This is a genomic window from Chitinophaga dinghuensis (assembly GCF_003259435.1).
Classification (GTDB): Bacteria; Bacteroidota; Bacteroidia; order Chitinophagales; family Chitinophagaceae; genus Chitinophaga; species Chitinophaga dinghuensis.
This window is the reverse complement of record NZ_QLMA01000001.1, coordinates 1,176,836-1,201,429: the sequence shown is the minus strand read 5'-3', so window position 1 is coordinate 1,201,429 and position 24,594 is coordinate 1,176,836. Positions and strand designations below refer to the sequence as shown.

Genomic DNA, 24,594 nt, shown 5'->3' with positions numbered 1-24,594 from the left:
ATTCTTGAAACAATTTTTTCTTAAGATTAAAGCACTATTGCGTATGACGCCCGAAATATATTTTCATGAAGATGACCTTAACCAAGTTGAGATCATTCCTGAACAAAATTATGCTAATACGGTAGAACAGATGGAAGGCTTCCCTCCACAAGAAGAAGGAGTAATGGGATTCACCAGTATCATCATCAGAGACCAAACTCCTGTCAACATCAGTGAATTAAAAATCAGTGCAGCCGCATTAAATAGTGCACTAACGCCGCAATGCACGCAAGTATTTGGTACGGTAAAAACCGGCTATGGCAGTTATGTAGAGATAGTGGAGCATGCAGCAGCTTATGGATTTGACAAATATGCCATCGTGGTGGAATCGCTGGATGATGTTGTCAAAAATATTTTCCTGATAGACTACTATCCACCGAAAGAAATAATCTGTAAACCGATATTTCCCGTACTCTATCAATTAGGCACGCAATTTCCGCTTATCCTGGTGGACTGGAATGCTTGTTCCATTGTTCGATTAAATAATGAAACAGCTATAAATGAGTATCTGGAATATATATTTAATCCGGAGGAATAGCGTCTTAGTATAGGTAATTTAGTTAGACAACTGGCAATCTCCCCAACACTTTCTCATATAAATTATTGAGCGAATGTGGCATCTGCTTTGTACCGACCTGCGCAAATCCCTGGCTTTCATAGTAGAGGCAAAGCCATTTGTTGGCAGCGTTACAATCCAGTCGCAGTAAGAGGATAGCTTGTTCCTCGAGGCAATCACCTATATAGTTCAGGATCTTTGTACCTAAGTTTTCACCTGCAAATTGTTTTCTGACTACTAAAGAATGGACATAGCCTGCTTTCGCGGATTGTTGTCCCCAATAGCGTTCGTCAGCTGATGAGAGTCGATACATACCCATCAGTTCATTGGAGATATTCTCTACAAAGTAAAATTCCTGATTGGCGATGCCTTCTTCAATCCAGGCAATACTTTCCTGGTCAGGGTTCAACCAGGTATTCCATTGATCCAGTCCCTTTTGATGAATAGCTGTGGCAGCTTCTTTCAACAGCTGCAGTACTAATGGGAGTTCAACGGGACTCACTTTACGGACTTGAAATGGGTATACTTCATCAATATGTCTCATGTCGGCAAAGGTACTTATCCTCTATGGAAAATCTATTTTCTGCCAGTCGTGATCAACAGCTTTATTGTAGAGATCAATTTTTTCTTTCAGCTCATCAGGTAGATGAAACTTCATCGCTCTAAGCTTATTGATATAGAATAATAACCTATCCGAATTTTGCGACTGAAATGGCAATTTCTTCAATTTATCGATTAAGATTTGACCCAATTGAGGATCATTCATCTTCATTAAAAGATTAATCCCGGCCGTCTCACTGTCATCTGTTCTGTCGATAAGATGTTTACGGACAGTTTCAAGATAGGTTTCATTGGGCGCAAATTCAGACTGTAATATACTCAGCCAGCATTTCAGGTCATTATCTGCGACATCACTCCATTTAGCGATCTCATATTTAGGGATGGTGATTAATCTATGTAATCTTTCCGCGATAAATAGTCTCCACTCCTCGTTTCGACCGAAATCGATCAGATATTTACTCATCTGTGAAGAATAATCTAATATGAAAGCGTCCAGTTCCTGAATAACTGCTTCCATATTGGTTTCGGAGGGATTGGAACCTTTGTTCATCATCTAATTATTTGGAGTGATATGATATATGTATTACAGGCAATTAATCATTTTGTCTCACTTATTTATGTCTCTTCATATATCTGTATAATTCCTTAATATCTTTACGTACTCTTTTATCAGTTATATCCCCAGACCAGGAACAATCATATACTGCAAAGTTGTCTCCATCTTTATAAGCAAATACCAGATAAGTATGGTCTTTCTTGAACTTCAATGAACAATTAGAAACGCTATGTGGCGCAAATTCCAGCAAATCCCCAGGCGCTGATTTTCCTTTTATTACACCTACAACTTCAATTTGAGCGTTCACTCCCGGGTAATAGTTGTCTATTTCGGGATCGCCGGTGCTTTGTATATCCCGCGCTTTTACCACCAGGATATAATCAGACTTGGGAACATATGCAGTCACAGGAGCCATCATTACGCAATCACATGCCATAGAAATAGCATAAGTAAACAAGAGTAATAAGCTAATAAAAATAGCTTTCAGAGACATTTTTGCGAGTTTTTGAAGTGAGATTTTCAGAACTTGAAGTCTTCCGTCTTAGCAGGTAGACTATCGAATACTTTGCTGCCCAAAAATGTAAAATAGCCTTCTTGTCGCGACCATTTATATTTATCTATACTAATCATTCTTTTCCCGAATTTAATGGTATCTGAGTTACATGCATACAGGTATTCATTACCCTGAACGATCAGCAAATGCGATTTAATATTCAATGTATCACTGAAATCGCCAGAAGTTTTAAATTCCACGGGCTCTTCCATGCCAGCACCCAGCTTAATACCCATTAAATGAGAGGCTCCTGTTCTATCAATATCATTTATCAATACCAATAGAATAAAATTCCCATCCTGGTTATAATCAATCATCACAAGGCTATCGGGCCCTCTCCCATCCACATATACAGGACTGATCCCTGAACCCGGGATCTCAATACCCGTGATTCCACACTGAATATGCACATTATCTTTAATGGTTTCAAAGGTGATACGATTATCTCTGGCCGACAGCACAGCTGACGTAGGCGTATTCACGCGAGCCCCCGGTTCGGAACAGGAAAATAAAAAAACAAGGAGTAGAAAGGTGGATAAAAGTTTAAGCATAAAGTATTTCATAGGGTTGTGGCGATATATGATCATTACATCAGATCAAACCCAGACATCGGTAATTGAGCCGTAAAGAAATCAGTCAGATAATTTTCTTTCTGCTCAATAGCGTTTTTGCCTTCATAATAAAAATACACTGGGGGATTATCACCTTCATCAGTACAAAAGAAAGCAAATTGATATCCTTGATGAGCCCAAAATACAAATGCATTAGCTGGCAAAGAGAGACCTCGTTCTAATAGTAATTCCTCAAAATCTGGTTTTAAGATATAAATCTCATCTAAAAAAACTGATGATCCTTCCATATAACTCCCAGCTCCCTTCCCCATATAATATAAAAATTCCACATACGTAGAAGGTAAGGTCAACTCAAAATAGCGTTCCAATCTTTTCATTTCAGAAACACTACAACCCTTTAATTTAATATTTTGGCTTACTAAATATTTTGAAATTGAATGAATATCCATAATAAATTGTTTTACCTCAAAGACTTGGATATATCTAATTGGGCTTCTGAACACATTTATCTTAGGTTTTTTAAAAATCCTGAGTATGACACAAAAAGCTCTCAGAAGTCAACTTTCAGAATAATAATTCCTCATCATTCATAATTACTATTTTGCATAACCTAAAGATACACTAGCGTATCGACTAACGGCACCAACTATGTGATGCATCATCAAAATCGTGATCAACATGATACTATTAGATCCATTTTACTTCAATAGGGAATTACTTAATCAACTGTCGCTGGCAAGCTTCTATAATAAACTTAGAAAAGAATAAGGGATACGTTCATTGAGTCCGTTGTATTGTCTGCAATGGCATTAAATCTAACGTTTAAATAAGAACAATCCCTCGTCATTGGGTATCTGTTCCACACTTTGTTCTTTACCTGTTGCCGTAATTAAAATCCAGGTAAAGGGGTTAATCTGATCATCACCTATTATTATTCTAGTTTTAAAATAACGGCACAAGTAAACAGATAGCTCTTTTATATCCAACTTCAAATGTGAATAAATACATACCTCCCAACATACATCACCTTTCATAGGAACACATTCAAGCACGACATCAATATCCTCACTCAATTCACTATCTATATCAAGATAAGCTATTGATACGGTTTCTTTAAAATAATGCGACAAACTGACTAGTAAGTCATCAAGATTAACACAATCCTCAATTATTAAGCTCAACATAACTATTATTTTGAAGGCAAATCATTGCCATCTTCCGCAGCAGCTATCTTTCTGTTTGAAGTTCGTCGTTCTAAATCAATCTTCAATAGGTCAAAGAAGGATTTATTTTTAAACGGTATTTTATAATCTGATTTGCATGAGTCGAACTTTTCAACATTTTGCAATGTTGTCATCAGCTTTTCAATTTGAAATCTAGACTTCACTCGTTCAATGACATACAATCTTAACGACATTGGTGTATGAAGGCTCTTCCAATAAACTGGCTGCAAATCGAAACACTCATCAAATACAAAGTAGGGTATACTTGATGGATCTAAATTATCAATACTATCAACATATACCCGCATTTGTATACTTCTACTGAAATAATCACTTCCAAATGAATCTCTATAATTATCAAGATAATTATTCGGTCTATATTTCAATTGATGATTATCCTTCACTTTGCAGTTTGAAAAAATCATAGAAAAAAGAAGTATACATATAGCGTATTTAAATCGTTCTTCCATTTGTCTTTATTTGACTAAAGTATCCATTATATACCCATCCCTCCGACTTGTACTACCGGATTATCAATACCATATTTACCAAGTCTAAGTTTAAAGATTTCTTTTAGAAAAGTCTGTTGGATTAAATCTAGTCTCTATTCCGACTCTCTATAGGGGACTTCGATATAACCCAAATAATATTCTACCTTACTTCCAGTAAAAAACAAGAAAAATTTTTCAGGAAACTGAATTGTATGAATTAATACTTCTTCTCCAGAGTATTCTTCCATGCTATTCAAAACTGTATTAAATTGTTCCAGTTGTTCTTTACTTCTGTCACCTAAATCACGACGTAATAGATATAGGCTATGGGCATCTTTTTTTTCCATTTTTTCAACAGTATAGGGCAGAACTCCCATAAGATAGTCATAAAACTTATTTCCACTTTCTACATTGCTTAATATTCGCAATATTAGTGCGTGAAAGAAGTCACATTTTTCCATTAAATGCTTAATTATACTAGTTAATCTATTTTGAAGGTACTGGTAAACTTATCATGGCTCGAACATCCTTACCTGATATTTAAATGGCGTATTTCCTGATTAGTTTATACATCTTCCCCATGATACTTCTTCTTATCCTCCTCTGTATAAAAACAATAAATCAGTCCGTCCATATTTTCTTCTCCTATTTCATGCATCATCCAATGGCTCAATTCTTCCAGATCAGATGTTTGCTTGATATCTTCTGCTTTCAATGGAAATTTTGGAAAGAGAACAATGATGCCATTCTCGTTCTTCAGTAATTCTATGACCCGCGGTTCAATAGGGCAATGGAAATAAGTTTCATCATAGGTACGCGCAACGAGCGATAACTGTCCATCCATCATCTGTTCTTCAAACCATGCATCTGTTCCTAGAATATACCAGAATGGATCTCCTGCATCCATCGCGTAGTCCATCCACTCATCCAGCTCGTTACCGAAAACAACTACTGCTACATGTTGTTGATTAATAATGGTGCAATAGGGTTGCTGTGTAGAAAGGTTTGTCATATGATTTTAATTAGGTGAGATGAAGGTAATAGATTTAACGACAACCTTCCATAAAAACAAGCTGTAACATTCACCCATAATTAATACCCATGGCATGATTATTTCGGGTCATTTTGTAAAATATAATGTGATGAAAAAGCATAAAAAAGACATCAAAATGGACCTTCCGGAAGTAAGCGATATTCCCGGACAAGAAAATTATAAAGTAGAGAAAATGGGGCCAGACACAGCCTCTTCCGCAGATGAAGAAGGGGAAGGCGTGCTTGACGACAACAATGACACCGCCCTTAGTGACGACAGCAATGTAAGCGAAACAGAACGCGAATTATTGGACGAAGCGGCCAACGAAGACCCCGCTTATGAAGATGAAGTCCGCATGCATAAGGCAGAAGTAGATATGACAGATGACGAAGGAGATTTATTAAATGAAGATGAATCCCTGGATGTGCCAGGTAGCGATGAGGATAATGAAGAAGAAAATTATGGCGAAGAGGATGAAGAAAATAATGATTACAGTATCGATAAGAACAATGATTAGTCATTGCTGAAAGAGGCAATATTTACCCCAAAAAAATTTTCATGTAAAAATAATTGCAGCATTTTAAATCTTAAATGCTTTAATTGTTCCTATGATTTTTCCATCAAAACAATTTATGTCGCTGAAACTATTTTCATCTAACAACCTGCTTTTATTAAGCTGCGCTTTATTGGTGACCAGCTGTAATATTGCAGGCGAATGCAATTCCGAAATTACAGCACGTATATCCAACCCCAATAAAACAATTCAGGCTATACTGGAAGAAACAGACTGTGGAGCCACCACCAGTACATCTTATGGTATCTGTCTGGTGGAAGGAAGCCTTCCAACTGTTGGATACAAACCGGAAAACACCATTCTAGGCAGCCGCAGATATCCGCGCATGCAATGGAAAACGAACGACACTCTCTGCATTCATGGAGCAGATACCACCAACGGATATACGATGAAAACACATTTACTTCTTAAAAACCTGAACAAAGAAGTGACTATTATTTACACAAACTAATTCGCGGTAGGTAAAAGATGAAGGATATAAATATTCCTTAGCACTGTTGTAGGGAGACACGATCTTATCACAACTGAAGGAACTCAATAAGCAGAAAGGGAAAGGAGATCATAATATGTCTATGAAATTTTAGACTGTCAACTTTTAAACCTTCATTCATATAATCCGATAGGTATAAAAACAAAAAAACCGCTATAGTATAGCGGTTTAATTTGTGTCCCGGATTGGATTCGAACCAATGACCTACTGCTTAGAAGGCAGTTGCTCTATCCAGCTGAGCTACCGAGACATCCCGTCCATCTTGACAGATATTTTGTATATTTATCTATCGTTTTGGGAGTGCAAATGTATAAATTTTTTGTTTAAAAAAACAAATTAATTTTATTTTTTTTCGATAATGTTGTGATTACTATGGACGTAAAAATTGAATCAAGCTGGAAGGATGCCCTCAAAGATGAATTCCAGAAATCGTATTTCGAACAGATTGTCATGTTTCTCAAACACGAGAGAGCCCTCGGCAAAACCATCTACCCTGGCGGAAATGAGATCTTTAATGCCTTCGACAAAACACCCTTCGACAAGGTAAAAGTAGTCATTCTCGGACAAGATCCATACCACGGCCCCGGACAAGCACATGGCCTCTGCTTCTCCGTTCAGGATGGCGTAAAACCTCCCCCATCTCTCGTAAATATTTATAAAGAAATGAAAACGGACCTGGGACTGGAACCTCCAACCGGCGGCAACCTCTCCAAATGGGCAGATCACGGCGTACTCCTCCTCAACGCAATCCTCACCGTGCGCGCCCACGAACCCGCTTCACACTCAAAAATTGGCTGGGAAACCTTTACCGATGCGGTCATCCGTAAAATCTCCGACCAGAAAAAAGACGTCGTATTCTTACTCTGGGGCCGCTTCGCACAGGATAAACAAATCCTCGTAGACGCCACCAAACATCATATTCTTAAAGCCGCTCACCCCTCTCCGTTCAGCGCTGACAAAGGATTCTTCGGTTGCAAACACTTCTCTAAAACCAACGAAATCCTTTCTAAAGCAGGCATAGAACCAGTGGATTGGCGACTTTAATTCCGAGTAAAATAAAATTAATATATTAGCTGCATACGCTGAACAGCGAAAGAGAACGGCTATATGAAAATGATAAAAAAAATCCTGGGAACAATCTTCGCAGCATATGCCTTGCTCCTCTTTGCAGGCACACTCCTGATTGTTTTTATCCCCATCTGGATATCTTCATTCTTCTCCGAACCGACCCCCTCTAAGGTCTTCCTTACCATCGGGCGCTTCTGGATGAAAGTATATATGCCCCTGATCGGATGCCCCGTCCGCACCAAAGGACGGGAACACTTCGCCAAAGGCCAGACTTACGTAGTGGTATGTAACCACAACGCACTCATCGACGTGCCCGTGACCACTCCCGGTGTACCTGGCGTCAACAAAACACTGGCAAAGGCATCTATGGGCAAAATCCCGCTGTTTGGCGTACTGTATCGCATCGGCGGTATCCTCGTCGACAGAAGCGACGAAACAAGCCGTAAAAACAGTATTATTCAAATGCGTAACGCACTCGATATGGGAATGCACATGCTCCTCTATCCGGAAGGTACCCGCAATCGTACCGGCGAACCACTGAAGCCCTTCTATGATGGCGCCTTCACCCTCGCTATCGATGCACAAGTACCCATCATCCCCTCCCTGCTGTTTCATACGAAAATCGTCAACCCAGCAGGTAAAGGATTCTACGCTTGGCCACACCACATCGATTATCACTTCCTCCCTCCTGTTCCTACCGCCGGACTCACTAAAGACGATGTACCAGCACTGAAGGAAAAAGTCTTTAAAATTATGTGGGACTATTATCTCGCTAACGATAAATAAAAAAAGTCCCCTGCCATGGCAGGGGACTTTTCGTTTATACTAATACGTTACATATTGTAGAACGTTCGCGATCGGTTAATCCTCAAGTCTCGCAATAATCCCGCTTTCGGGTTGATCGTAATACTGAACTGACGGAAAGTACCAAACGGTACTACGTTGATAGACATCTGCCAGCAATGCAGATCCCTGGAGATATACATGTTCGTATACGCCACCTGCATATGCGTAAAATCAAAACCACTGTTCAAACCAACCTTCCATTTAGGAGTCAGACTGAAATCTCCGTTGAAGTTGACGTATTGCTGAATAATATTTACCAATCCCCCGGAGTCTGCACGAACCTGATTCACATAGTTGAAGCTATAAGACAGATCCACTCTCCATGGAATATCAAAGTCGACATACTCACCCGGATTATTACGTACCATCTGCAACTGACGCTGTTGCGCCGCTAACAAAGTATTCGGGTCCGTTACATTGGCAAGGGAATCCAGCGCCTTCTGCTTGTCCTGCGATTTCTTGTCCTTCGACTGGAAAGAGGTAGACATGGTAATACCGGCAGATGCGAGTCGCCCAGGACTGAATTTGCCCGTCTCCCATACGTATTTGTCTATTCTCTGGCCATTAGGCTTCGTGGCATAAGGGTCTAGTATAGCGTTGGCAGTGATGTTCAGTTTATCAAATAAGTTCGTACGTGCGTACAGGTTAAATGGCGCCAGTTTGAAACTATCCGCTACAAAGTTATAGTTGGTACTCAACCCAAAACCATCCAGCAGCTTGATTTTCTTCTCATGGTTAGCACTGGTATCCTTTCTGCTGAATACCTTCATCTCCAGGTTGTTATCCAGGTTGAAGGTCATCCCGGCAAAGGTTCCCTCACTAGGTACGCCAATCGGCGCTCCTGTATAATAAGAGGTACGCGTACTATCTCCTGCCGCATTATACCGCATATTGTAATAGGCGCCACTGTTCAGGTTAGGGCGGTAATTCACCCCAATAGACGGACGCATTACATGTCGGATTGCCTTAATGCGGGAATCCTTGTTGAAGGTATACATACCATATAAGGCAGTAGCGAGCGACATAGCCGCACTCACTTCATGTTGCGCAGAAAATCCAGGAATATAGGTAGTATCCAGCGCCCCTAGTTGTCCGGTAGATAAATTCGTTTTATTCGGGTCCCATTGGCGATAGACCTTCTTAGTATACCAGTATTCCGTCATATTCACACTCGGTGAAAGCGTAAATGACTTCATCACAGGAATAGAGAAGGCAATAGGAATGTTCTGTCTCATGCCCGTTTGCAAGGCGTCAAACATTTCCTTTTTCCCGAAGGAAGAATCCTTAAAATATGCCTGGTTACGGAATTCGTTCGTATAGCCGATACCTATTTTCTGATACCATTTTGCAGTACCTATCAGTTCTTTTGGCTGGAAAGGATAGATCGTCTGTACGGAGAAGTTCGCATCCGGGAAAGTAAGCGATACATCCCTGGTCTGGAGGTTCTGGTTATCAGAAAGGTTGACGGTCAGGTTATATGGTTTGTTCTGCCAGGTTTTTGAGAAACTGATGGAAGAACCAATATTATTGTTGACACGGGTACTATAGTCGTATACATTATACTGATTATAGGAGGAACTACCGAAGTTCACGCTGGCGCCGAAGTTAATTCCTGGTCTGGCCTTGCTATCCATACTATGGTTCCACATAATACGGAAGTCATGCGAGTTAACGAACTCTGACGGAACGGATGGGTCGCCGAGACGCGTGTTCGCGAAACTGATGGTCATCCCGCCGCTGTATTTATATCTTTTCCGGTAGGTCGGACTCGCCGTCAAAGACCAGCTGCCATAGGAATAGACATCTCCACGAAGCGTCATGTCCAGGTTTTCACCCATACCGAAATAATAACCGCCATTTTCAAGTCCCATCCCCTTTTGCTGGTTAACCACAAACTGAGGTGGCAAAATACCGGAACGCTGTCCTTGTGTGATCGGGAAGATAGCGAAAGGTATAAAGATCGGCGTAGGAATCCCCTGAATTTCCAGGTTTGCAGGCCCGGAAACAATCAGTTTATCCGGAATTACCTTGATTTTCTTCGACCGGAAGCTAAAGTGCGGGGTATCCAGATTACAGGTTGTATAGCCGTTTTTGAAGCCAAAAATGGTGTTATCGGCCATTCTTTTGGTCTTTTCACTGTGTACATAACCTTCCCCGTATTGAGAGCGCGTATTGAAAATAAGCGCTTTGGAGGAGGTAAAATTGTACTCCAGGGTATCTGATTCCAGGCTCTGACCACCGTCATTCATCACTGGACGCCCAACAGGCTTGCCTGCGGTATCCTTGCCATGGGTCGCGCTCATCACGCCGGAGTTCTGGTCGAAGCTCACCTGGGCGGCTGTCAGATCGATGGTTTTATATTTTACATTGGCGCTGCCATACAGGTAGAATTTCTTATCCTGTATCATCAAAACCATGGAATCCTGGGCTTTGGCGGTAACCACCGCATCCAGGGAGTCTTTAGAGGCTTTCGGCAAGTGCAGGGAATCGACGGTTACAATAGTAGTATCCTTTAAAGTGCTGTCTCCCGGCAATTTAATCGCACTGGAATCACCACGTTTAGGTACAATAACCGTATCTTTAGAATTGACGGGACCTGCGCCCCCTTTACGAATAGACTTCGGGCCGACGGCCGGTGATACCGTGTCTGCCAAAATTTTGTTAAATCCGAAGAATGCATGTGGCTTTATGCCTGCAGTTGCATCTATAATAAAGGGAACGGCAATAGTCACACCTGCAATTGCCAGGTATGTCCGTCTCAAAAACTTTTTATAATTATTTTTGTAGCTAGAGCTCATGTGTTAAGGCGGGCACAAACCTACAAGTTTTTAGACAATTTATTACAAATGATAACTTGTAAAGTTTGCTGAGCAGGCAGTAGAAAGGCACTTGAAATGCGCATGGAGTAAGTAAATTATTAAATTAACAGATAAACTTATTTTTTATTTTTTGTGATAACAGCACCCATTAAAAAGAGAATCATGCGCTGGAACCGATTTTGGACTTTAGGACTGGGAACATTATTCACCTGTACCTTTTTTATTCAGGCAAAAAATACACCAGTTTCTGAAAAGCAGGGGAAACCCATCAGAACGATTGTGATTGATGCAGGCCACGGTGGGGAAGATCCGGGCGCAAAAGGCAGCTATTCTACAGAAAAAGAGGTGACCCTCGCGGTTGCCCTCAAATTAGGAAAGCTGCTCGAAGAGAACATGCCGGATGTAAAGGTAGTGTATACACGAAAAACCGACCGCTATGACAATCCAAGGGTAAAAGCCCAGATTGCCAACGATGCCAAAGGAGAACTTTTTGTATCAATTCACTGTAACTCAGCCGCCAAGGTTGCCCGACAAGTAGGCACCAAGGCCGTTGTTAGAAAGAAAGGCAAGAAAAAGATAACCACCCACGTACCTGTGTACGCATATTATCCCAATCCTGCCAAAGGTACCGAAACCTACATTTGGGCCACCAGTAAAAACAACGCGAAAATGGAGTCCCTCAAACAAAACTCCGTAATCGTACTGGACGCCGACTCTGAAGAGTCCCGCGCCCTCATGGATGATACTGACCCAACCACCTTCATCCTCCTGAATACCCTCCGTAACGCCTATTTCGACCAAAGCCTTCGCCTCTCTACACTCATTGAGGACGAATTTACCAGAGTAGGTCGAATCAGCCGCGGAGCCAGACAACGTAACGAAAAAGGCATCTGGGTACTCTCTGCTACCGCCATGCCTAGCGTACTCGTTGAACTGGGATTCATCAGTAACCCGGAAGAAGAAGATTACCTGAACTCCAACAGCGGCCAGATGGAACTGGCTACAGGTATCTACAAAGCGATTAAGCGTTACCGTGATGAACTGGACAAATTCACCAACAACCGTAACCAACCGGCAAATGAGGCCAGCACCGCTACAGGTGCACCTTCTGCCTATCATAAAGCTGGAAAAAACGGTAAGAACAACTCCAAACAGCCCGATTACGCTGTACAGTTGCTGATTACCGACAAATTATATAAACCGGGAGCTTCTATCTTTAAGAAGCTCCCCGGTAATATAGAAAGAACCTCCATCGTCAAGAACCGCAAGAAACTTAACAAGTACACCTGGGGCCACTTCCCCTCCGAACAAATTGCCTCCACCGCCCTGAAAAAAGCCAGGAAATCCGGATTCAAAGACGCTCTTGTAGTAAACAAATAAGCCCCAATACCACGTGTCTCCCCAATATCTACGCCCCAATATTCCACTCCATAATTATCAACATTTTTTTTAAGACACTCCCCGGACAGCCTTTTTGATTATTTTTGCGTTGAACGTATACGAATCACATGCTCAAATTATCAAACGAAACCAAAGTGGGTGTACTTACTGCCGTAGGTATTACTCTCCTTGTACTGGGCTTTAATTTATTGAAGGGAAAGAGCCTGTTCAAACAGTCAAAAACTATTTATGCAGTATATAAACAGGTGAATGGCCTCCAGCCTTCCAACGCCGTACAGGTCAACGGCCTGGTAGTTGGTAACGTCGCGAACCTGGATGTGATGGACAAAAACGCAGGCAGAATCCTCGTTACCCTCACCATCAATAAAAAAATTGACATCCCCCGCAATTCCGTTGCACGCATCTCCTCCGACCTGCTCGGCACCAAAACCGTTCAGCTCGACCTGGGTAACGCCAGCGACTATCTGAAAAGCGGCGATACCGTTTATGCTGCAGTAGACGGCTCCATGACAGACGCCCTCAAAGAACAATTAAACCCGCTGGTAAGAAAACTACAAGGCACCCTCATGAATATCGACTCCGTTCTCCTGAACGTCAACGGTATGCTCGACTCAGCCTCTAAAGTAAATCTCCAGCAAGCCATCGGTAACCTGAACACCATTACCCGCAACTTCACCCATACCAGCGCAGCCCTCAACGGCATGCTGGACCCAAATACCGGCAACGTCCAGGCCACCATCAATAACCTGGAAGCCATCACCGCTAACCTGAAAAATAATAACCAGAAAATTTCCGCTATCCTCGATAACGCCGAAAAAACAACCGGCGCCCTCGCCAACGGAAACCTGGACAAAACCCTGTCAGAGCTCCAACAAGCTGCCGGCAGCCTGAATCAAACTATCTCCAAACTCAATAAAACCGACGGTACCGCCGGACTCCTGCTGAACGACAAAAAAGTCTACAACAACCTGCAGTACTCCCTCGGTAACCTGAATAAATTACTGGAAGATCTCCGCACCAACCCTAAACGGTATGTGCACTTCTCCCTGTTTGGCAAAAAAGATAAAGTAAGGCCTCTGCCGTCTGATACATTAACGGCTCAATAATAAAAATCCATGCGCGAATTTTTTAAATCGGGGCTTTTACTGGCTGTCATCTTCCTGACATCCATCATCACTGCCAAAGCCCAGGAGCCGAAACAACCCGCTCCTGTAAAAGGTACCAGAGTCGTTATCAATAATGCAGACTCTATTATTGAAATGACTACTGATACTTCCAATATCAGAAGACTGCTGGGCCACGTCAGCCTGACACAGGGAAACACCCTGTTCACGAGCGACAGCGCCATCCAGAACCTGAGAACGAACATCATCGACGCCTACGGTAATATCCATATTAACCAGGCCGATAGCGTTCATATCTACGGACAGGCTCTCAACTATGACGCCAACTCCCGTATCGCTACTCTCACCAAAGATGCGAGAATGACCGATGGTAAAGTAACCATCTCCGGTCCGGAACTCGTATACGATATGAATGCCAAAATCGGTAGCTACCTGAAAACAGGTAAACTCGTCAACGGCAAAAGTGTACTCACCTCCGATGAAGGCTTTTACTATGTGGAACCCAAGGAGATGCATTTCCAACGAAATGTAGTATTGATAGACCCGGACTACACCCTGGCTACCGATGCCCTCCTGTACAACACAGAAACAAAAATTGCCAATATCATCGCACCCACTACCATCAATGAAGGGAAACGTATCATGTACGTCACCAGCGGTTACTATGATACCGATAAAGGATATGGTAATTTTACCAGTCGCCCTGTCATTGTAGATAGTACCGGCACCCTCACCGCCGATCAACTGGAAATGGACAAAATTGCCGGAAAAGCCTACGCCACCGGCAACATGGTATATAAAGATACCGTTCGCAGAATGTCATTGCTGGCAAACTACGGAGTAGTGGACCAAATAGGAAAAACTATCCTCGCTACCCAAAAGCCACTGATGATCATGGAAAATGGAAAAGATACTTTCTATCTCCGCGCAGATACCCTTTTCTCCGGTATCATCAAACCCGGCGACAGCCTCTCCATCCCTTCCGTACAAGGCCTGAGAAAAGTACCGCCACCACTGCGGCTCACCCCCGTGAAAAGCAGAACGCCCAGCACTTTCATCGATAATGAACCTGAATTCCTCAAACGCGATGAACTACTGGCACGACAAAAAAGAGAAAGCGTCTCCGGATCTGATATGATGATGATGGCCGATTCCGCCATGGCGAAATCCAGGAACAAAATGGATATGAACGCTGTCAAAAATGTGAAAATAGCGCCCATGCGCCCCGTACTCCTGGGAGATTCCCTCCCCGGCGTAAAACACTTTGCAGACAGCATGACGCTCATCTCCCAAAAAAATAAAGGAAAAGATACCACTGAAGAAAGATACCTGCTGGCATATCACCACGTACGCATGTTCTCCGACTCCCTCCAGGGCGTAGCAGATTCCGTATACTACAGCACCAGCGACTCCATCTTCCGCTTCTTCCGCGATCCAGTTATCTGGACCAACCGGAAAACGCAAATGAATGGAGATACCATCTATATGTACACGAAAAATCAGACAGCTGATAAAATTGTGATGAAACAAAACGCGTTCATCATCAATGAAACCGGCCCTGATATGTATAACCAGATCAAAGGAAGTCTGATCACCGGTTATGTGAAAGATAAAGAACTGGACTGGGTACACGTAGAAGGAAACGCAGAAACGATCACCTATGCCACCGATAACCAGGGCGCATTCATGAACGTAACCAGAACGCTGTCTGCCACCATCAAACTCTATTTCCTACATGGAGAACTCTCGAAAGTAGTGTTCTATACACAACCAGAAACAACAGTCTATCCGTTTACCCACCGACCAGTGGAAGAGCTGAAACTCGAACACTTCAAATGGGAAATCAAACGGAAACCCAAAACCAAATATGAGCTAATGCAATAACCATACAGCCCTCCACAAAATGGAGGGCTTTTTTTTACCTTATATTTGCCTGTAACTCAAACAAAACGCTATCGTCGTGATTAAATCATTCATCAGAAAATCATTACTATCTCCCCTCTACACGTTCCTGAAAGACAGTCGCGCAGTAGGAATAGTACTGATTGTATGTACACTGCTATCCATGATACTGGCCAATTCTGGCATGCAACAGGCTTATATTGGTTTTTGGAATGACTTGTTCGATCCCTCTTCCGGACATCATTACCAATACCGCGCCCTTTCGCTGCCCAATTCCTACCTGTTATGGATAAACGACGGTATGATGGTGCTGTTCTTCTTTTTGGTAGGAATGGAAATCAAAAGAGAACTGACCATTGGAGAACTCTCTTCTGTACGCCAGGCCATACTCCCTGTGCTGGCGGCTATTGGCGGAATGGTAGTACCTGCATTAATCTTTACGATCTTCAATAAAGGCACGGCGTATTCCCATGGATGGGGTATCCCAATGGCAACGGATATCGCCTTCTCATTAGGTATCCTTTCCCTCTTAGGTAAGCGGGTACCAGTGAGCCTGAAAATATTCCTGATGGCACTGGCCATTATCGATGATCTGGGCGCCATCCTTACTATTGCAATATTCTACACGCCTCATCTGGAACTTAAATTCCTGCTCATCGGAGCAGGCGTACTGGCGATTCCTGTTCTACTGAATTTCCTGAAAGTAGAACGACTAATACTTTATTTCATTCCTGGTATAGTGCTCTGGTATTGTATCTTCAACTCAGGTATACACGCCACCATTGCAGGAGTACTACTGGCATTTTGTATCCCCCAATCAAAAATTGAAGACCTGGTACATGGCCTGCATGATCCGGTGAATTTCCTTATTATGCCGCTGTTTGCATTGGCTAATACCGCCATTGCGCTACCTGGCAATATCCTGGAATCGCTCCATCATGATATCAGCTACGGTATCCTAACCGGCCTCGTACTAGGTAAACCGTTAGGTATATTCCTACTCTCTTTCTTCGCTGTAAAAATGAAACTGGCAGTGCTTCCGGAAAATTCAAACTGGAAACAACTCTGGGGAATTGGTATGATTGCCGGAATCGGATTCACCATGTCTATATTCATTTCTTCGCTGGCATATGAAGAACGCGACTTACAAATTATTGCCATTATCTCCGTCATCGCTGCTTCACTGATTGCGGGCCTGGCAGGATTTATTTATTTCCGGCTGCTTAAAAATGCTTGATAACACTACGCTTGGCACTGTTATTGTTAAATGTCTGTGAATTTTTCGACGGACATCATACTTTAGAGAAAAAGCTAACGTTAAAAGACTCAAGTATTTCTTATTTTAATAATTTAATCATCTATGAAAAAAGTCGTGTTACTTTTCAGCATCTTCGCTGTACTCGCAACTCAGGCTCACGCACAGAAAAAGAAAAGCAGCTACAAAGGCGGCAGTTATGGCGTAGAAAACTATAACACTGCACTGGGTATTCGCTTAAACCCTTGGTTAGCTGGTTTCACCATTAAACACTTTATTGCAGGACCTCATGCCATCGAAGGTTTGGTAAGCACCAACTTCTCTCAACGCACAAACGTAACTTTTACCGGTTTATATGAATACCACTGGAATGTGGGTATGCAAGGCCTGAATATGTACGGTGGTGGCGGTGTTCACGTGGGCATCTACGATCGCTTCGACTACTGGAGAGATAAATACGATCATAAAGGCAATGGCAATTATGTAACGCCAGGTCTGGATGGTATTATCGGTATCGAATATACGTTCAAGAAAATACCATTGAATATCAGCGCTGATCTGAAACCTTATGTACAGTTTGTTGGTCCAACCAACCACCTGGATCAGGAAATTGGCGGTGTTTCTGCAAGATTTGCATTCTAGCAATACCTAAATTATCTATATTAGCGGATCATGGATTATTCCTGATCCGCTATTTTATTTTATTTAGGACAGAACCAACTTTACAACCTGTGCATTTGCGATCACTGCTGTTGATTATTGCCGCTATACTATTGCTGACTGACTGTAAAAAGCCGGACAGGAACAGCCCTGTCATCCAACAACCGGAACAGCCTCTCGAAGGCTATGGTGGCCAGAATTACCTTCCCACAGCCGTGGAGAAACGAAACTTCGACGATAATACCAACCTCGGATATTGGTTGTATTTCCCTTCAGATACTGCTATCAAAGAAGCGCCTGTTGTGGTTTTCAATCATGGCTTTGGCGCCTGGAATCCGGCCTGCTACGGCGGTTGGATCAAGCACCTCGTGAGGAAAGGCAATATTGTCATCTTCCCGAGATATCAGGCTACTTTGCTGACATCTCCCAGTACTTTTACCTCCAATGTAGCAGCGGCTATTAACCGCGCTTTTAAGGAGATAGCCAGTAATCCCAGCTGGCCACAGCCTATTAAATCAAAGCTGGTGTATGTAGGTCACTCCTACGGCGCAGTGATCAGCGCCAACCTGGCTTTAAGTCCCAATACTTATGGCGTTCCCGCTCCCAGAGCCATCATCCTGGCTTGTGCGAGTACGGGCAATGCTCCCCAGGGCGCCGCCTCCAGCTATAAAATGATGTCTTCCAAACTGAAAATGCTGCTGATTACGGAAGAAGATGATAACACCGCCGGCCCTACGTTTTCCGACATGCTGTATAATAGCACTACGTATATCCCTGCCGCTAATAAAAGTTATGTCACCCATGTGGCAGATAATTATGGCTATCCGGCCATCACCGCCGAGCATGGAGAGGCCGCTGCTACGGATATGACGTATGATTCCGGCCAACGTAATGCCATCATCAATCTTTCCTTCTCTTCCACCCGCATAGATGCAACAGATTATTTCTGCTATTGGAAACTGACCGATGCCCTGATGGACTGCGTCTTCAACAAGCTAGGCTGTGAAACCGCCATGGGTAATACCGAAGCACAGAAAAATATGGGCAACTGGAGCGATGGTACCCCAGTTAAAGTACTGGAGGTCAAATAGTATCCGGCTAATTTTTCCTAATTTTAGGAGATAACAGCAGACCATGAAAATCTTCAGCGCGCCACAGGTAAGGGAAGCAGATGCATATACCATACAGCATGAGCCGGTTAGCAGCCTCGATCTGATGGAAAGAGCTGCCAGCAGGTGTAGCGCCTGGATTGAAGAACATTTCTCCCCGAAGCATCCGGTATATATTATATGTGGTAAAGGAAATAATGGGGGAGACGGTCTGGCCATCGTCCGGCAACTACTGCTCCATGGCTACGATGCGACAGCATATACCATCCAGGGCGCCACCAGCCCGGATCATACGGCCAACCTGCTTCGCCTCCGGGAATCCTACCCCGATAAAGTACATCCCTTAAATGATTTACAGGAATTTCCATCATTACCACCAGATGCCCTGATCGTGGACGCCCTCTTCGGCACGGGCCTCAATAAACCTATCGAAGGCTGGATGGGTGGCGTCATCCATCATATGAATAATCTGCGGCAAAAACATACCATCATTGCGATAGATATGCCTTCCGGGCTGCGCGCCGATAGTACTTCCCTGCATACGCCTGTTGTACAAGCACATCATACGCTGAGCTTCGAAACCTGGAAACTGGCATTCCTTATGCCGGAAAATGCAGCATTTGTGGGCCAGGTACATATATTGCCTATAGGTCTTCACCCCGACTATCTAACCCATACGCCTGCACGCTTCCACCTGACAGACCTGGAAACAATCCGCACGATCTATCAGCCCAGAGATCCTTTCGGACATAAAGGCACTTACGGTCATGCCCTGCTGATTGCCGGAAGCTATGGAAAAATGGGAGCCGCCCTCCTCTCCGCCAGGTCCTGCCTGCGCGCCGGCGTAGGTTTACTTACCTGCCATGTGCCAGCCTGTGGCTACGAGATCATGCAACTGGGAGAACCCGCCGCCATGTGTATCACCGACTCCGAAATACAACATAGTACCCATTTTCACCTGGATATCGCCGATGCCAGTTATACAACTGTTGGCATTGGACCAGGACTAGGTACCCACCAGCAGACAGCCCTCGCCCTGGAAAAACTCCTGGAGAACTTCCGAAGCCCAATGGTGCTGGATGCAGATGCATTAAATATCATCTCCGTATATCCATACCTGTTATACCGCATTCCACAGGGTTCTATTATTACCCCTCACCCCAAAGAATTTGAACGCCTGTTTGGGAAAACTGCCAATGATTTCGAGCGACTGGAACTGCTCAGTAGTAAGTCGCAGGAACTGGGCATATACATCCTGCTGAAAGGACGATACAGCGCTATGGCATGTCCGGATGGCGCCGTGTATTTCAATCCTACTGGTAATCCCGGTATGGCTACCGGCGGCAGCGGCGATGTACTGACAGGCATACTCACCGCCCTGCTGGCGCAGCGCTATACCCCCAAAGCAGCCATCATACTGGGAGTATGGCTGCATGGATTTGCCGGCGACCTGGCGGCAGCCAGCTTGTCGCAAGAAGGTATGACCGCCGGCGATATTACCACCCATCTGGGCGCCGCCTTTCTCCAAGGTATATAACGGTAAAAATTTTCCTTTTCAAACATAGGACCATGGCTAATTTCAACAAAATCTTAGCGCACAAGGATGCGTATTAATTTTTTATGTTTTATATTTAGTTGAAACACTATTTGGAATCCGATGATCTTTTAACTACTAAACACTTTTGTCAACCTTGCATCTTTTAAATTCGCTTATATGAGTATAGTTTACCTCGTTCCATGTTTTGGATTATTAGCCTTGTTATTTACCGCCTTCCGAAGTGCCTGGGTAACGCGTCAGGATGCAGGAAACGACAGGATGAAAGAAATCGCACAGCACATTGCAGACGGAGCTATGGCCTTTCTGAAAGCTGAGTATAAAATCCTTACCTATTTTGTAATAATAGCAGCCCTGCTGCTTGGCTATATGGGTGCTTCACATGCCAACTCCCACTGGTCAATAGCGCTGGCCTTTGTCGTAGGTGCTATATTCTCTGCTACCGCAGGTTTCATTGGGATGAAAATCGCTACCAAAGCTAACGTACGTACCGCCCAGGCGGCAAGAACAAGTCTGGCTAAAGCCCTGCAGGTATCCTTCACCGGCGGCTCCGTAATGGGTATGGGCGTGGCTGGTCTGGCTGTATTAGGACTAGGTTCACTATTCATCATCCTCAAATCTTATTTTGGTGCAGCTGCCAATACAGCTGAAATGATCAAAACCATCGAAGTACTGACCGGATTCTCACTGGGTGCGGAAAGTATCGCCTTGTTTGCCCGCGTAGGCGGCGGTATCTATACCAAAGCTGCAGACGTAGGCGCCGACCTCGTTGGTAAAGTAGAAGCAGGCATCCCTGAAGACGATCCTCGCAACCCCGCCACCATTGCAGATAACGTAGGCGATAACGTAGGCGACGTAGCCGGTATGGGCGCTGACCTCTTCGGCTCCTATGTAGCCACTGTTCTTGCTACCATGGTACTAGGCTCCGAAACCGCCTCCAACGACGCTTTTGGCGGAATCGCTCCTATCCTGTTACCGATGATCATCGCAGGCACGGGTATCATCTTCTCTATGATAGGTACCTTCTTCGTAAAAATAAGCGACAGCGCTGGCCTCAATACCAGCGTTGTACAACGTGCCCTGAACATGGGTAACTGGGGCTCCATCGTCTTGACCCTGATTGCCTCCTGGTTCCTGGTGAACTGGATTCTTCCTGATACTGAAATGACCCTTCGCGGCCACGCTTTCACAAAAGGTCAGGTATTCGGCTCTATTGTGGTGGGCCTCGCAGTAGGTACGCTCATGAGTATCATCACAGAATATTATACCGCTATGGGTAAACGCCCGGTGCAATCCATCATACGTCAGTCTGCCACCGGACATGCTACCAATATCATTGGCGGTATCGCGGTAGGTATGGAGTCCACTACCCTGCCTATTCTTGTACTGGCAGCAGGTATCTGGGGTTCTTATTCCTTTGCAGGTCTCTATGGTGTGGCTATTGCCGCTGCCGGTATGATGGCTACCACCGCTATGCAACTGGCCATCGATGCATTTGGTCCTATTGCTGATAACGCCGGCGGTATCGCTGAAATGAGCGAACTGCCTAAAGATGTACGTGAAAAAACAGATATCCTGGATGCTGTTGGTAACACTACCGCCGCTACTGGTAAAGGTTTCGCCATCGCATCTGCTGCGCTGACAGCCCTCGCGCTGTTCGCGGCATTTGTTGGTGTAGCTGGCATCACTGGTATCGATATTTATAAAGCAGATGTACTGGCCGGTTTGTTTATCGGCGGTATGATTCCGTTTATCTTCTCTTCCCTGGCTATTGCGGCCGTAGGTCGCGCTGCGATGGCGATGGTGGAAGAAGTACGCCGCCAGTTCCGCGAAATCCCAGGTATCATGGATGGTACCGGCAAACCGGAATATGATAAATGCGTGGCCATCTCCACAAATGCCTCCATCCGCGAAATGTTGGCGCCTGGCGCTATCGCACTCATTGCTCCGCTGCTGATGGGCTTCATCGCAGGTCCGGAAGTGTTGGGCGGTTTCCTCGCCGGTGCAACCGTAAGTGGCGTATTAATGGGTATCTTCCAGAATAACGCCGGCGGCGCCTGGGATAATGCGAAAAAATCTTTCGAAAAAGGCGTAGATATCAACGGTGAAACCTACTACAAAAAATCAGATCCACATAAAGCATCTGTAACTGGCGATACCGTAGGCGATCCATTTAAAGATACTTCTGGTCCTTCCATGAATATCCTGATCAAACTGATGTCTATCGTTTCGCTGGTAATCGCGCCAACCCTGGCAGATCGTTTCCATACCCGCGACGCCGCTCCGGTAACAAAAGTACAGGAAGCGCATAAATCAGTGAAAGCACCAGTAGTTACATATGTTCAAAAGGTGAAATAACTATACAACGCCAAAATCCCTGAACCATCGGTCCCACCAGTTGTTAGCTGGTGGGACCGTTTGTTTTTAAAGAATTTTCTTGGTCCGTATATTTTTCTGACCTACATTTGTACTGTAATTATTTTTATTACAGTTTAAAATTTGAATAAAATGAAAGTTGCAATTATTGGCGCATCTGGCTTTATAGGCCACGAAATATTGGCGGAAGCACTCCGCAGAGGACATGAAGTGACTGCTATCGTACGTCACCCGGAAAAAATCACTGTAAAGGATGATAAACTGTCCGTAAAACAGGGAGATATCACGGATGCTGCGACTGTCGCCAACCTGGTAGCCGGCAACGATGCGGTAATAAGCGCATATAAATCTGACAACAGCAATACTTATGTTGCCGCCACCAAAGCCACCATCGATGGACTGAAAAAAGCAGGCGTGAAACGTTTCTTACTGGTGAGCGGCGCCGCTAGTCTGGAAGTAGCTCCTGGCCAACTGTTGCTGGACAGCCCTCATTTCCCTGCAGAGTGGAAACCTATTGCAGAAGCTACCCGTGACGGATTGCTCGTGCTGAAACAGGACAACGATCTGGATTGGACAGCACTCAGTCCTGCTGCCATGATTCAACCTGGCGAACGTACCGGAAAATACAGAGTAGGCGGTACCACCCTGCTGACAGACGCAGAAGGTAACAGCAAAATTTCAGTAGCAGATTATGCTATTGCCATGGTAGATGAGCTGGAAAAACCACAGCATATCAGAAAGCAGTTTACCGTAGCTTATTAATATTAACGGGAGATGACTGTCTGGCCAGACAGTCATCTCCCGTTATAATAAAATTAATTATCGTAGTTTACTCGGACTTACCCCGAACTTCTTCCGGAAAGCATTGCTAAAATGCTGTGGAGAGGAAAAGCCAGCTTCGGCGGCAATTTCCGCCAGGGAGTATTTGCCTTCCAATACCAGTATCCTCGACTGTTCCAGCCGGGAATCGCTTAGATATCCGAATACAGTATTGTTATACACTTCCCGGAAACCGGACTTCAGTTTAAATTCATTCAGTCCCGTCATCCTCGCCAGTTGCGCCATTGTGGGCGGTTCTTGCATATTAGCCAGCAGAATGGTACGTGCATGATCCAGCCGCTCCCGATCTGAAGCGCTGATTTGGCGTGTACGCTTCTCCGTTACCTCGCCGGCCTGGCTGCATTGTAATGCCAGGAGCTCAATCGCTTTGGATTGCAGGAATAATTTCTTTACACCACCCTGAAAGGTACAGTTCGTCATTTCTTCAATGATAGCATTCATCCGCGGTGTGATATGCGGATTATGATGCTGATCCAGCATCACCGGGCGATTGCCGGCAATATTATTGGCTATTCTGTCCAGCACTTCTCCATTATGCTCCGCCAGGGCCAGGAAACGGTCCTGCGTAAAACTGATGCTAAACAAAGTGAGACCATCTTGTTTTTCTACGGCCGCATTTTCCCCCAGTGTGGGAGTAAACATCAGGTTATGCTCTAATGTGGAAAAATGAAGATTGTCACGCACGCCATCCAGGGCTGTGTGAAAGCTACCCCGTTGGAGAAATAACATGTCCACCAATGGGCGGGCAACTTTTGAATGCGATATATGCAGGTTCTCGTAAATATGAGCTTTGCCATATCCGAGATGGTATCCGTCGAAATACAGACTATTAAAGGTAGCTTGGCCAAAATCGTAAGAGAGGCTTTTCGCATCTTCCACTATCGTTGGCGACGACATTTTTTCCTCTTCGAACGGAAAATCATCCTCCAAAAGGATATCGCTGGCATCATTCTTAATTACTACAGCCATAAAAAATCCGTTTCGTATAAGT

25 protein-coding genes and 1 tRNA gene are annotated in these 24,594 nt (G+C 44.1%); 14 read left to right on the top strand and 12 right to left on the bottom strand.

The genetic code is table 11. The annotated features are described in order from the left end of the window. Positions 1 to 43 precede the first annotated feature (43 nt). A complete protein-coding gene (locus CLV59_RS04965) occupies positions 44 to 577 on the top strand; it encodes a hypothetical protein (protein ID WP_111590882.1) in 534 nt (177 codons plus the stop codon). 22 nt (positions 578 to 599) lie between these two features. Here CLV59_RS04965 and CLV59_RS04960 read toward each other — a convergent pair whose 3' ends face one another. The 9 genes from CLV59_RS04960 to CLV59_RS04920 all read right to left on the bottom strand — a co-directional run bounded on the left by CLV59_RS04960 (position 600) and on the right by CLV59_RS04920 (position 5,563). Next, positions 600 to 1,139: a GNAT family N-acetyltransferase gene (locus CLV59_RS04960; protein WP_111590881.1), complete on the bottom strand. Its 540-nt coding sequence runs from the start codon at positions 1,137 to 1,139 to the stop codon at positions 600 to 602. Positions 1,140 to 1,160: 21 nt separating this feature from the next. Then, positions 1,161 to 1,709, bottom strand: coding sequence for a hypothetical protein (locus CLV59_RS04955; RefSeq protein WP_211323726.1), 549 nt, complete (start codon positions 1,707 to 1,709; stop codon positions 1,161 to 1,163). 58 nt (positions 1,710 to 1,767) lie between these two features. Then, complete coding sequence (locus CLV59_RS04950) at positions 1,768 to 2,205, bottom strand: hypothetical protein (RefSeq protein ID WP_111590879.1); 438 nt, start codon at positions 2,203 to 2,205, stop codon at positions 1,768 to 1,770. A 26-nt stretch (positions 2,206 to 2,231) separates the two neighbouring features. Then, positions 2,232 to 2,816: a hypothetical protein gene (locus CLV59_RS04945; RefSeq protein WP_146616129.1), complete on the bottom strand. Its 585-nt coding sequence runs from the start codon at positions 2,814 to 2,816 to the stop codon at positions 2,232 to 2,234. A gap of 35 nt (positions 2,817 to 2,851) precedes the next feature. Beyond that, a complete protein-coding gene (locus tag CLV59_RS04940; protein ID WP_111590877.1) occupies positions 2,852 to 3,286 on the bottom strand; it encodes an SMI1/KNR4 family protein in 435 nt (144 codons plus the stop codon). 366 nt (positions 3,287 to 3,652) lie between these two features. Next, the gene (locus tag CLV59_RS04935; protein ID WP_111590876.1) at positions 3,653 to 4,021 is read right to left on the bottom strand and encodes a hypothetical protein; all 369 of its coding nucleotides are present in this window, start codon (positions 4,019 to 4,021) and stop codon (positions 3,653 to 3,655) included. A 5-nt stretch (positions 4,022 to 4,026) separates the two neighbouring features. After that, positions 4,027 to 4,530, bottom strand: a complete 504-nt coding sequence (locus CLV59_RS04930; protein ID WP_111590875.1) for a hypothetical protein — start codon at positions 4,528 to 4,530, stop codon at positions 4,027 to 4,029. A gap of 134 nt (positions 4,531 to 4,664) precedes the next feature. After that, positions 4,665 to 5,012 (bottom strand): hypothetical protein, encoded by a 348-nt coding sequence (locus CLV59_RS04925; RefSeq protein ID WP_111590874.1) that lies wholly within the window; start codon positions 5,010 to 5,012, stop codon positions 4,665 to 4,667. Between the two features lie 104 nt (positions 5,013 to 5,116). After that, positions 5,117 to 5,563, bottom strand: a complete 447-nt coding sequence (locus CLV59_RS04920) for a hypothetical protein (protein WP_111590873.1) — start codon at positions 5,561 to 5,563, stop codon at positions 5,117 to 5,119. Between the two features lie 130 nt (positions 5,564 to 5,693). Between CLV59_RS04920 and CLV59_RS04915 the strand changes: the two genes are divergently transcribed. Both CLV59_RS04915 and CLV59_RS04910 read left to right on the top strand, forming a co-directional pair. Next, on the top strand, positions 5,694 to 6,101 hold the full coding sequence (locus CLV59_RS04915) for a hypothetical protein (RefSeq protein WP_146616128.1): 408 nt from the start codon (positions 5,694 to 5,696) through the stop codon (positions 6,099 to 6,101). 91 nt (positions 6,102 to 6,192) lie between these two features. Beyond that, on the top strand, positions 6,193 to 6,609 hold the full coding sequence (locus CLV59_RS04910; protein WP_211323724.1) for a hypothetical protein: 417 nt from the start codon (positions 6,193 to 6,195) through the stop codon (positions 6,607 to 6,609). Between the two features lie 215 nt (positions 6,610 to 6,824). Here CLV59_RS04910 and CLV59_RS04905 read toward each other — a convergent pair. Then, positions 6,825 to 6,898, bottom strand: a tRNA-Arg gene (locus CLV59_RS04905). A 122-nt stretch (positions 6,899 to 7,020) separates the two neighbouring features. Between CLV59_RS04905 and ung the strand changes: the two genes are divergently transcribed. Both ung and CLV59_RS04895 read left to right on the top strand, forming a co-directional pair. After that, positions 7,021 to 7,692, top strand: a complete 672-nt coding sequence (ung, locus tag CLV59_RS04900; RefSeq protein WP_111590870.1) for a uracil-DNA glycosylase — start codon at positions 7,021 to 7,023, stop codon at positions 7,690 to 7,692. Positions 7,693 to 7,755: 63 nt separating this feature from the next. Beyond that, entirely contained in the window at positions 7,756 to 8,502 is a 747-nt protein-coding gene (locus CLV59_RS04895; protein WP_111590869.1) for a lysophospholipid acyltransferase family protein, read from the top strand. Between the two features lie 47 nt (positions 8,503 to 8,549). Here the strand turns inward: CLV59_RS04895 and CLV59_RS04890 are convergent, their stop codons facing one another. Then, complete coding sequence (locus tag CLV59_RS04890; protein ID WP_146616127.1) at positions 8,550 to 11,324, bottom strand: putative LPS assembly protein LptD; 2,775 nt, start codon at positions 11,322 to 11,324, stop codon at positions 8,550 to 8,552. A gap of 219 nt (positions 11,325 to 11,543) precedes the next feature. On the opposite strand from CLV59_RS04890, the gene CLV59_RS04885 reads away from it, so the two are divergent. The 9 genes from CLV59_RS04885 to CLV59_RS04845 all read left to right on the top strand — a co-directional run bounded on the left by CLV59_RS04885 (position 11,544) and on the right by CLV59_RS04845 (position 23,525). Further along, positions 11,544 to 12,761: an N-acetylmuramoyl-L-alanine amidase family protein gene (locus CLV59_RS04885; RefSeq protein ID WP_111590867.1), complete on the top strand. Its 1,218-nt coding sequence runs from the start codon at positions 11,544 to 11,546 to the stop codon at positions 12,759 to 12,761. Positions 12,762 to 12,889: 128 nt separating this feature from the next. Beyond that, the gene (locus tag CLV59_RS04880; RefSeq protein WP_111590866.1) at positions 12,890 to 13,888 is read left to right on the top strand and encodes an MlaD family protein; all 999 of its coding nucleotides are present in this window, start codon (positions 12,890 to 12,892) and stop codon (positions 13,886 to 13,888) included. Between the two features lie 9 nt (positions 13,889 to 13,897). After that, positions 13,898 to 15,790 (top strand): OstA-like protein, encoded by a 1,893-nt coding sequence (locus CLV59_RS04875; RefSeq protein WP_111590865.1) that lies wholly within the window; start codon positions 13,898 to 13,900, stop codon positions 15,788 to 15,790. A 76-nt stretch (positions 15,791 to 15,866) separates the two neighbouring features. Further along, positions 15,867 to 17,045: a Na+/H+ antiporter NhaA gene (gene nhaA / locus CLV59_RS04870; protein ID WP_245950776.1), complete on the top strand. Its 1,179-nt coding sequence runs from the start codon at positions 15,867 to 15,869 to the stop codon at positions 17,043 to 17,045. 123 nt (positions 17,046 to 17,168) lie between these two features. After that, on the top strand, positions 17,169 to 17,705 hold the full coding sequence (locus CLV59_RS04865) for a hypothetical protein (RefSeq protein ID WP_111590864.1): 537 nt from the start codon (positions 17,169 to 17,171) through the stop codon (positions 17,703 to 17,705). Positions 17,706 to 17,794: 89 nt separating this feature from the next. Then, the gene (locus CLV59_RS04860) at positions 17,795 to 18,814 is read left to right on the top strand and encodes an alpha/beta hydrolase family protein (protein WP_146616126.1); all 1,020 of its coding nucleotides are present in this window, start codon (positions 17,795 to 17,797) and stop codon (positions 18,812 to 18,814) included. Positions 18,815 to 18,857: 43 nt separating this feature from the next. After that, a complete protein-coding gene (locus tag CLV59_RS04855) occupies positions 18,858 to 20,369 on the top strand; it encodes an NAD(P)H-hydrate dehydratase (protein ID WP_111590862.1) in 1,512 nt (503 codons plus the stop codon). Between the two features lie 177 nt (positions 20,370 to 20,546). After that, positions 20,547 to 22,745, top strand: a complete 2,199-nt coding sequence (locus CLV59_RS04850) for a sodium-translocating pyrophosphatase (RefSeq protein ID WP_111590861.1) — start codon at positions 20,547 to 20,549, stop codon at positions 22,743 to 22,745. A 150-nt stretch (positions 22,746 to 22,895) separates the two neighbouring features. Beyond that, complete coding sequence (locus CLV59_RS04845) at positions 22,896 to 23,525, top strand: NAD(P)-dependent oxidoreductase (RefSeq protein WP_111590860.1); 630 nt, start codon at positions 22,896 to 22,898, stop codon at positions 23,523 to 23,525. 57 nt (positions 23,526 to 23,582) lie between these two features. Here CLV59_RS04845 and CLV59_RS04840 read toward each other — a convergent pair whose 3' ends face one another. Continuing rightward, a complete protein-coding gene (locus CLV59_RS04840) occupies positions 23,583 to 24,572 on the bottom strand; it encodes a helix-turn-helix transcriptional regulator (RefSeq protein ID WP_111590859.1) in 990 nt (329 codons plus the stop codon). Positions 24,573 to 24,594 lie beyond the last annotated feature (22 nt).

Bases quoted from the DNA above. Each gene is read 5' to 3' on its own strand.
- CLV59_RS04965 (WP_111590882.1), top strand. From the start codon at position 44: ATGACGCCCGAAATATATTTTCATGAAGATGACCTTAACCAAGTTGAG.
- CLV59_RS04960 (WP_111590881.1), bottom strand. From the start codon at position 1,139: ATGAGACATATTGATGAAGTATACCCATTTCAAGTCCGTAAAGTGAGT.
- CLV59_RS04955 (WP_211323726.1), bottom strand. From the start codon at position 1,709: ATGATGAACAAAGGTTCCAATCCCTCCGAAACCAATATGGAAGCAGTT.
- CLV59_RS04950 (WP_111590879.1), bottom strand. From the start codon at position 2,205: ATGTCTCTGAAAGCTATTTTTATTAGCTTATTACTCTTGTTTACTTAT.
- CLV59_RS04945 (WP_146616129.1), bottom strand. From the start codon at position 2,816: ATGCTTAAACTTTTATCCACCTTTCTACTCCTTGTTTTTTTATTTTCC.
- CLV59_RS04940 (WP_111590877.1), bottom strand. From the start codon at position 3,286: ATGGATATTCATTCAATTTCAAAATATTTAGTAAGCCAAAATATTAAA.
- CLV59_RS04935 (WP_111590876.1), bottom strand. From the start codon at position 4,021: ATGTTGAGCTTAATAATTGAGGATTGTGTTAATCTTGATGACTTACTA.
- CLV59_RS04930 (WP_111590875.1), bottom strand. From the start codon at position 4,530: ATGGAAGAACGATTTAAATACGCTATATGTATACTTCTTTTTTCTATG.
- CLV59_RS04925 (WP_111590874.1), bottom strand. From the start codon at position 5,012: ATGGAAAAATGTGACTTCTTTCACGCACTAATATTGCGAATATTAAGC.
- CLV59_RS04920 (WP_111590873.1), bottom strand. From the start codon at position 5,563: ATGACAAACCTTTCTACACAGCAACCCTATTGCACCATTATTAATCAA.
- CLV59_RS04915 (WP_146616128.1), top strand. From the start codon at position 5,694: ATGAAAAAGCATAAAAAAGACATCAAAATGGACCTTCCGGAAGTAAGC.
- CLV59_RS04910 (WP_211323724.1), top strand. From the start codon at position 6,193: ATGATTTTTCCATCAAAACAATTTATGTCGCTGAAACTATTTTCATCT.
- ung (WP_111590870.1), top strand. From the start codon at position 7,021: ATGGACGTAAAAATTGAATCAAGCTGGAAGGATGCCCTCAAAGATGAA.
- CLV59_RS04895 (WP_111590869.1), top strand. From the start codon at position 7,756: ATGAAAATGATAAAAAAAATCCTGGGAACAATCTTCGCAGCATATGCC.
- CLV59_RS04885 (WP_111590867.1), top strand. From the start codon at position 11,544: ATGCGCTGGAACCGATTTTGGACTTTAGGACTGGGAACATTATTCACC.
- CLV59_RS04880 (WP_111590866.1), top strand. From the start codon at position 12,890: ATGCTCAAATTATCAAACGAAACCAAAGTGGGTGTACTTACTGCCGTA.
- CLV59_RS04875 (WP_111590865.1), top strand. From the start codon at position 13,898: ATGCGCGAATTTTTTAAATCGGGGCTTTTACTGGCTGTCATCTTCCTG.
- CLV59_RS04865 (WP_111590864.1), top strand. From the start codon at position 17,169: ATGAAAAAAGTCGTGTTACTTTTCAGCATCTTCGCTGTACTCGCAACT.
- CLV59_RS04855 (WP_111590862.1), top strand. From the start codon at position 18,858: ATGAAAATCTTCAGCGCGCCACAGGTAAGGGAAGCAGATGCATATACC.
- CLV59_RS04850 (WP_111590861.1), top strand. From the start codon at position 20,547: ATGAGTATAGTTTACCTCGTTCCATGTTTTGGATTATTAGCCTTGTTA.
- CLV59_RS04845 (WP_111590860.1), top strand. From the start codon at position 22,896: ATGAAAGTTGCAATTATTGGCGCATCTGGCTTTATAGGCCACGAAATA.
- CLV59_RS04840 (WP_111590859.1), bottom strand. From the start codon at position 24,572: ATGGCTGTAGTAATTAAGAATGATGCCAGCGATATCCTTTTGGAGGAT.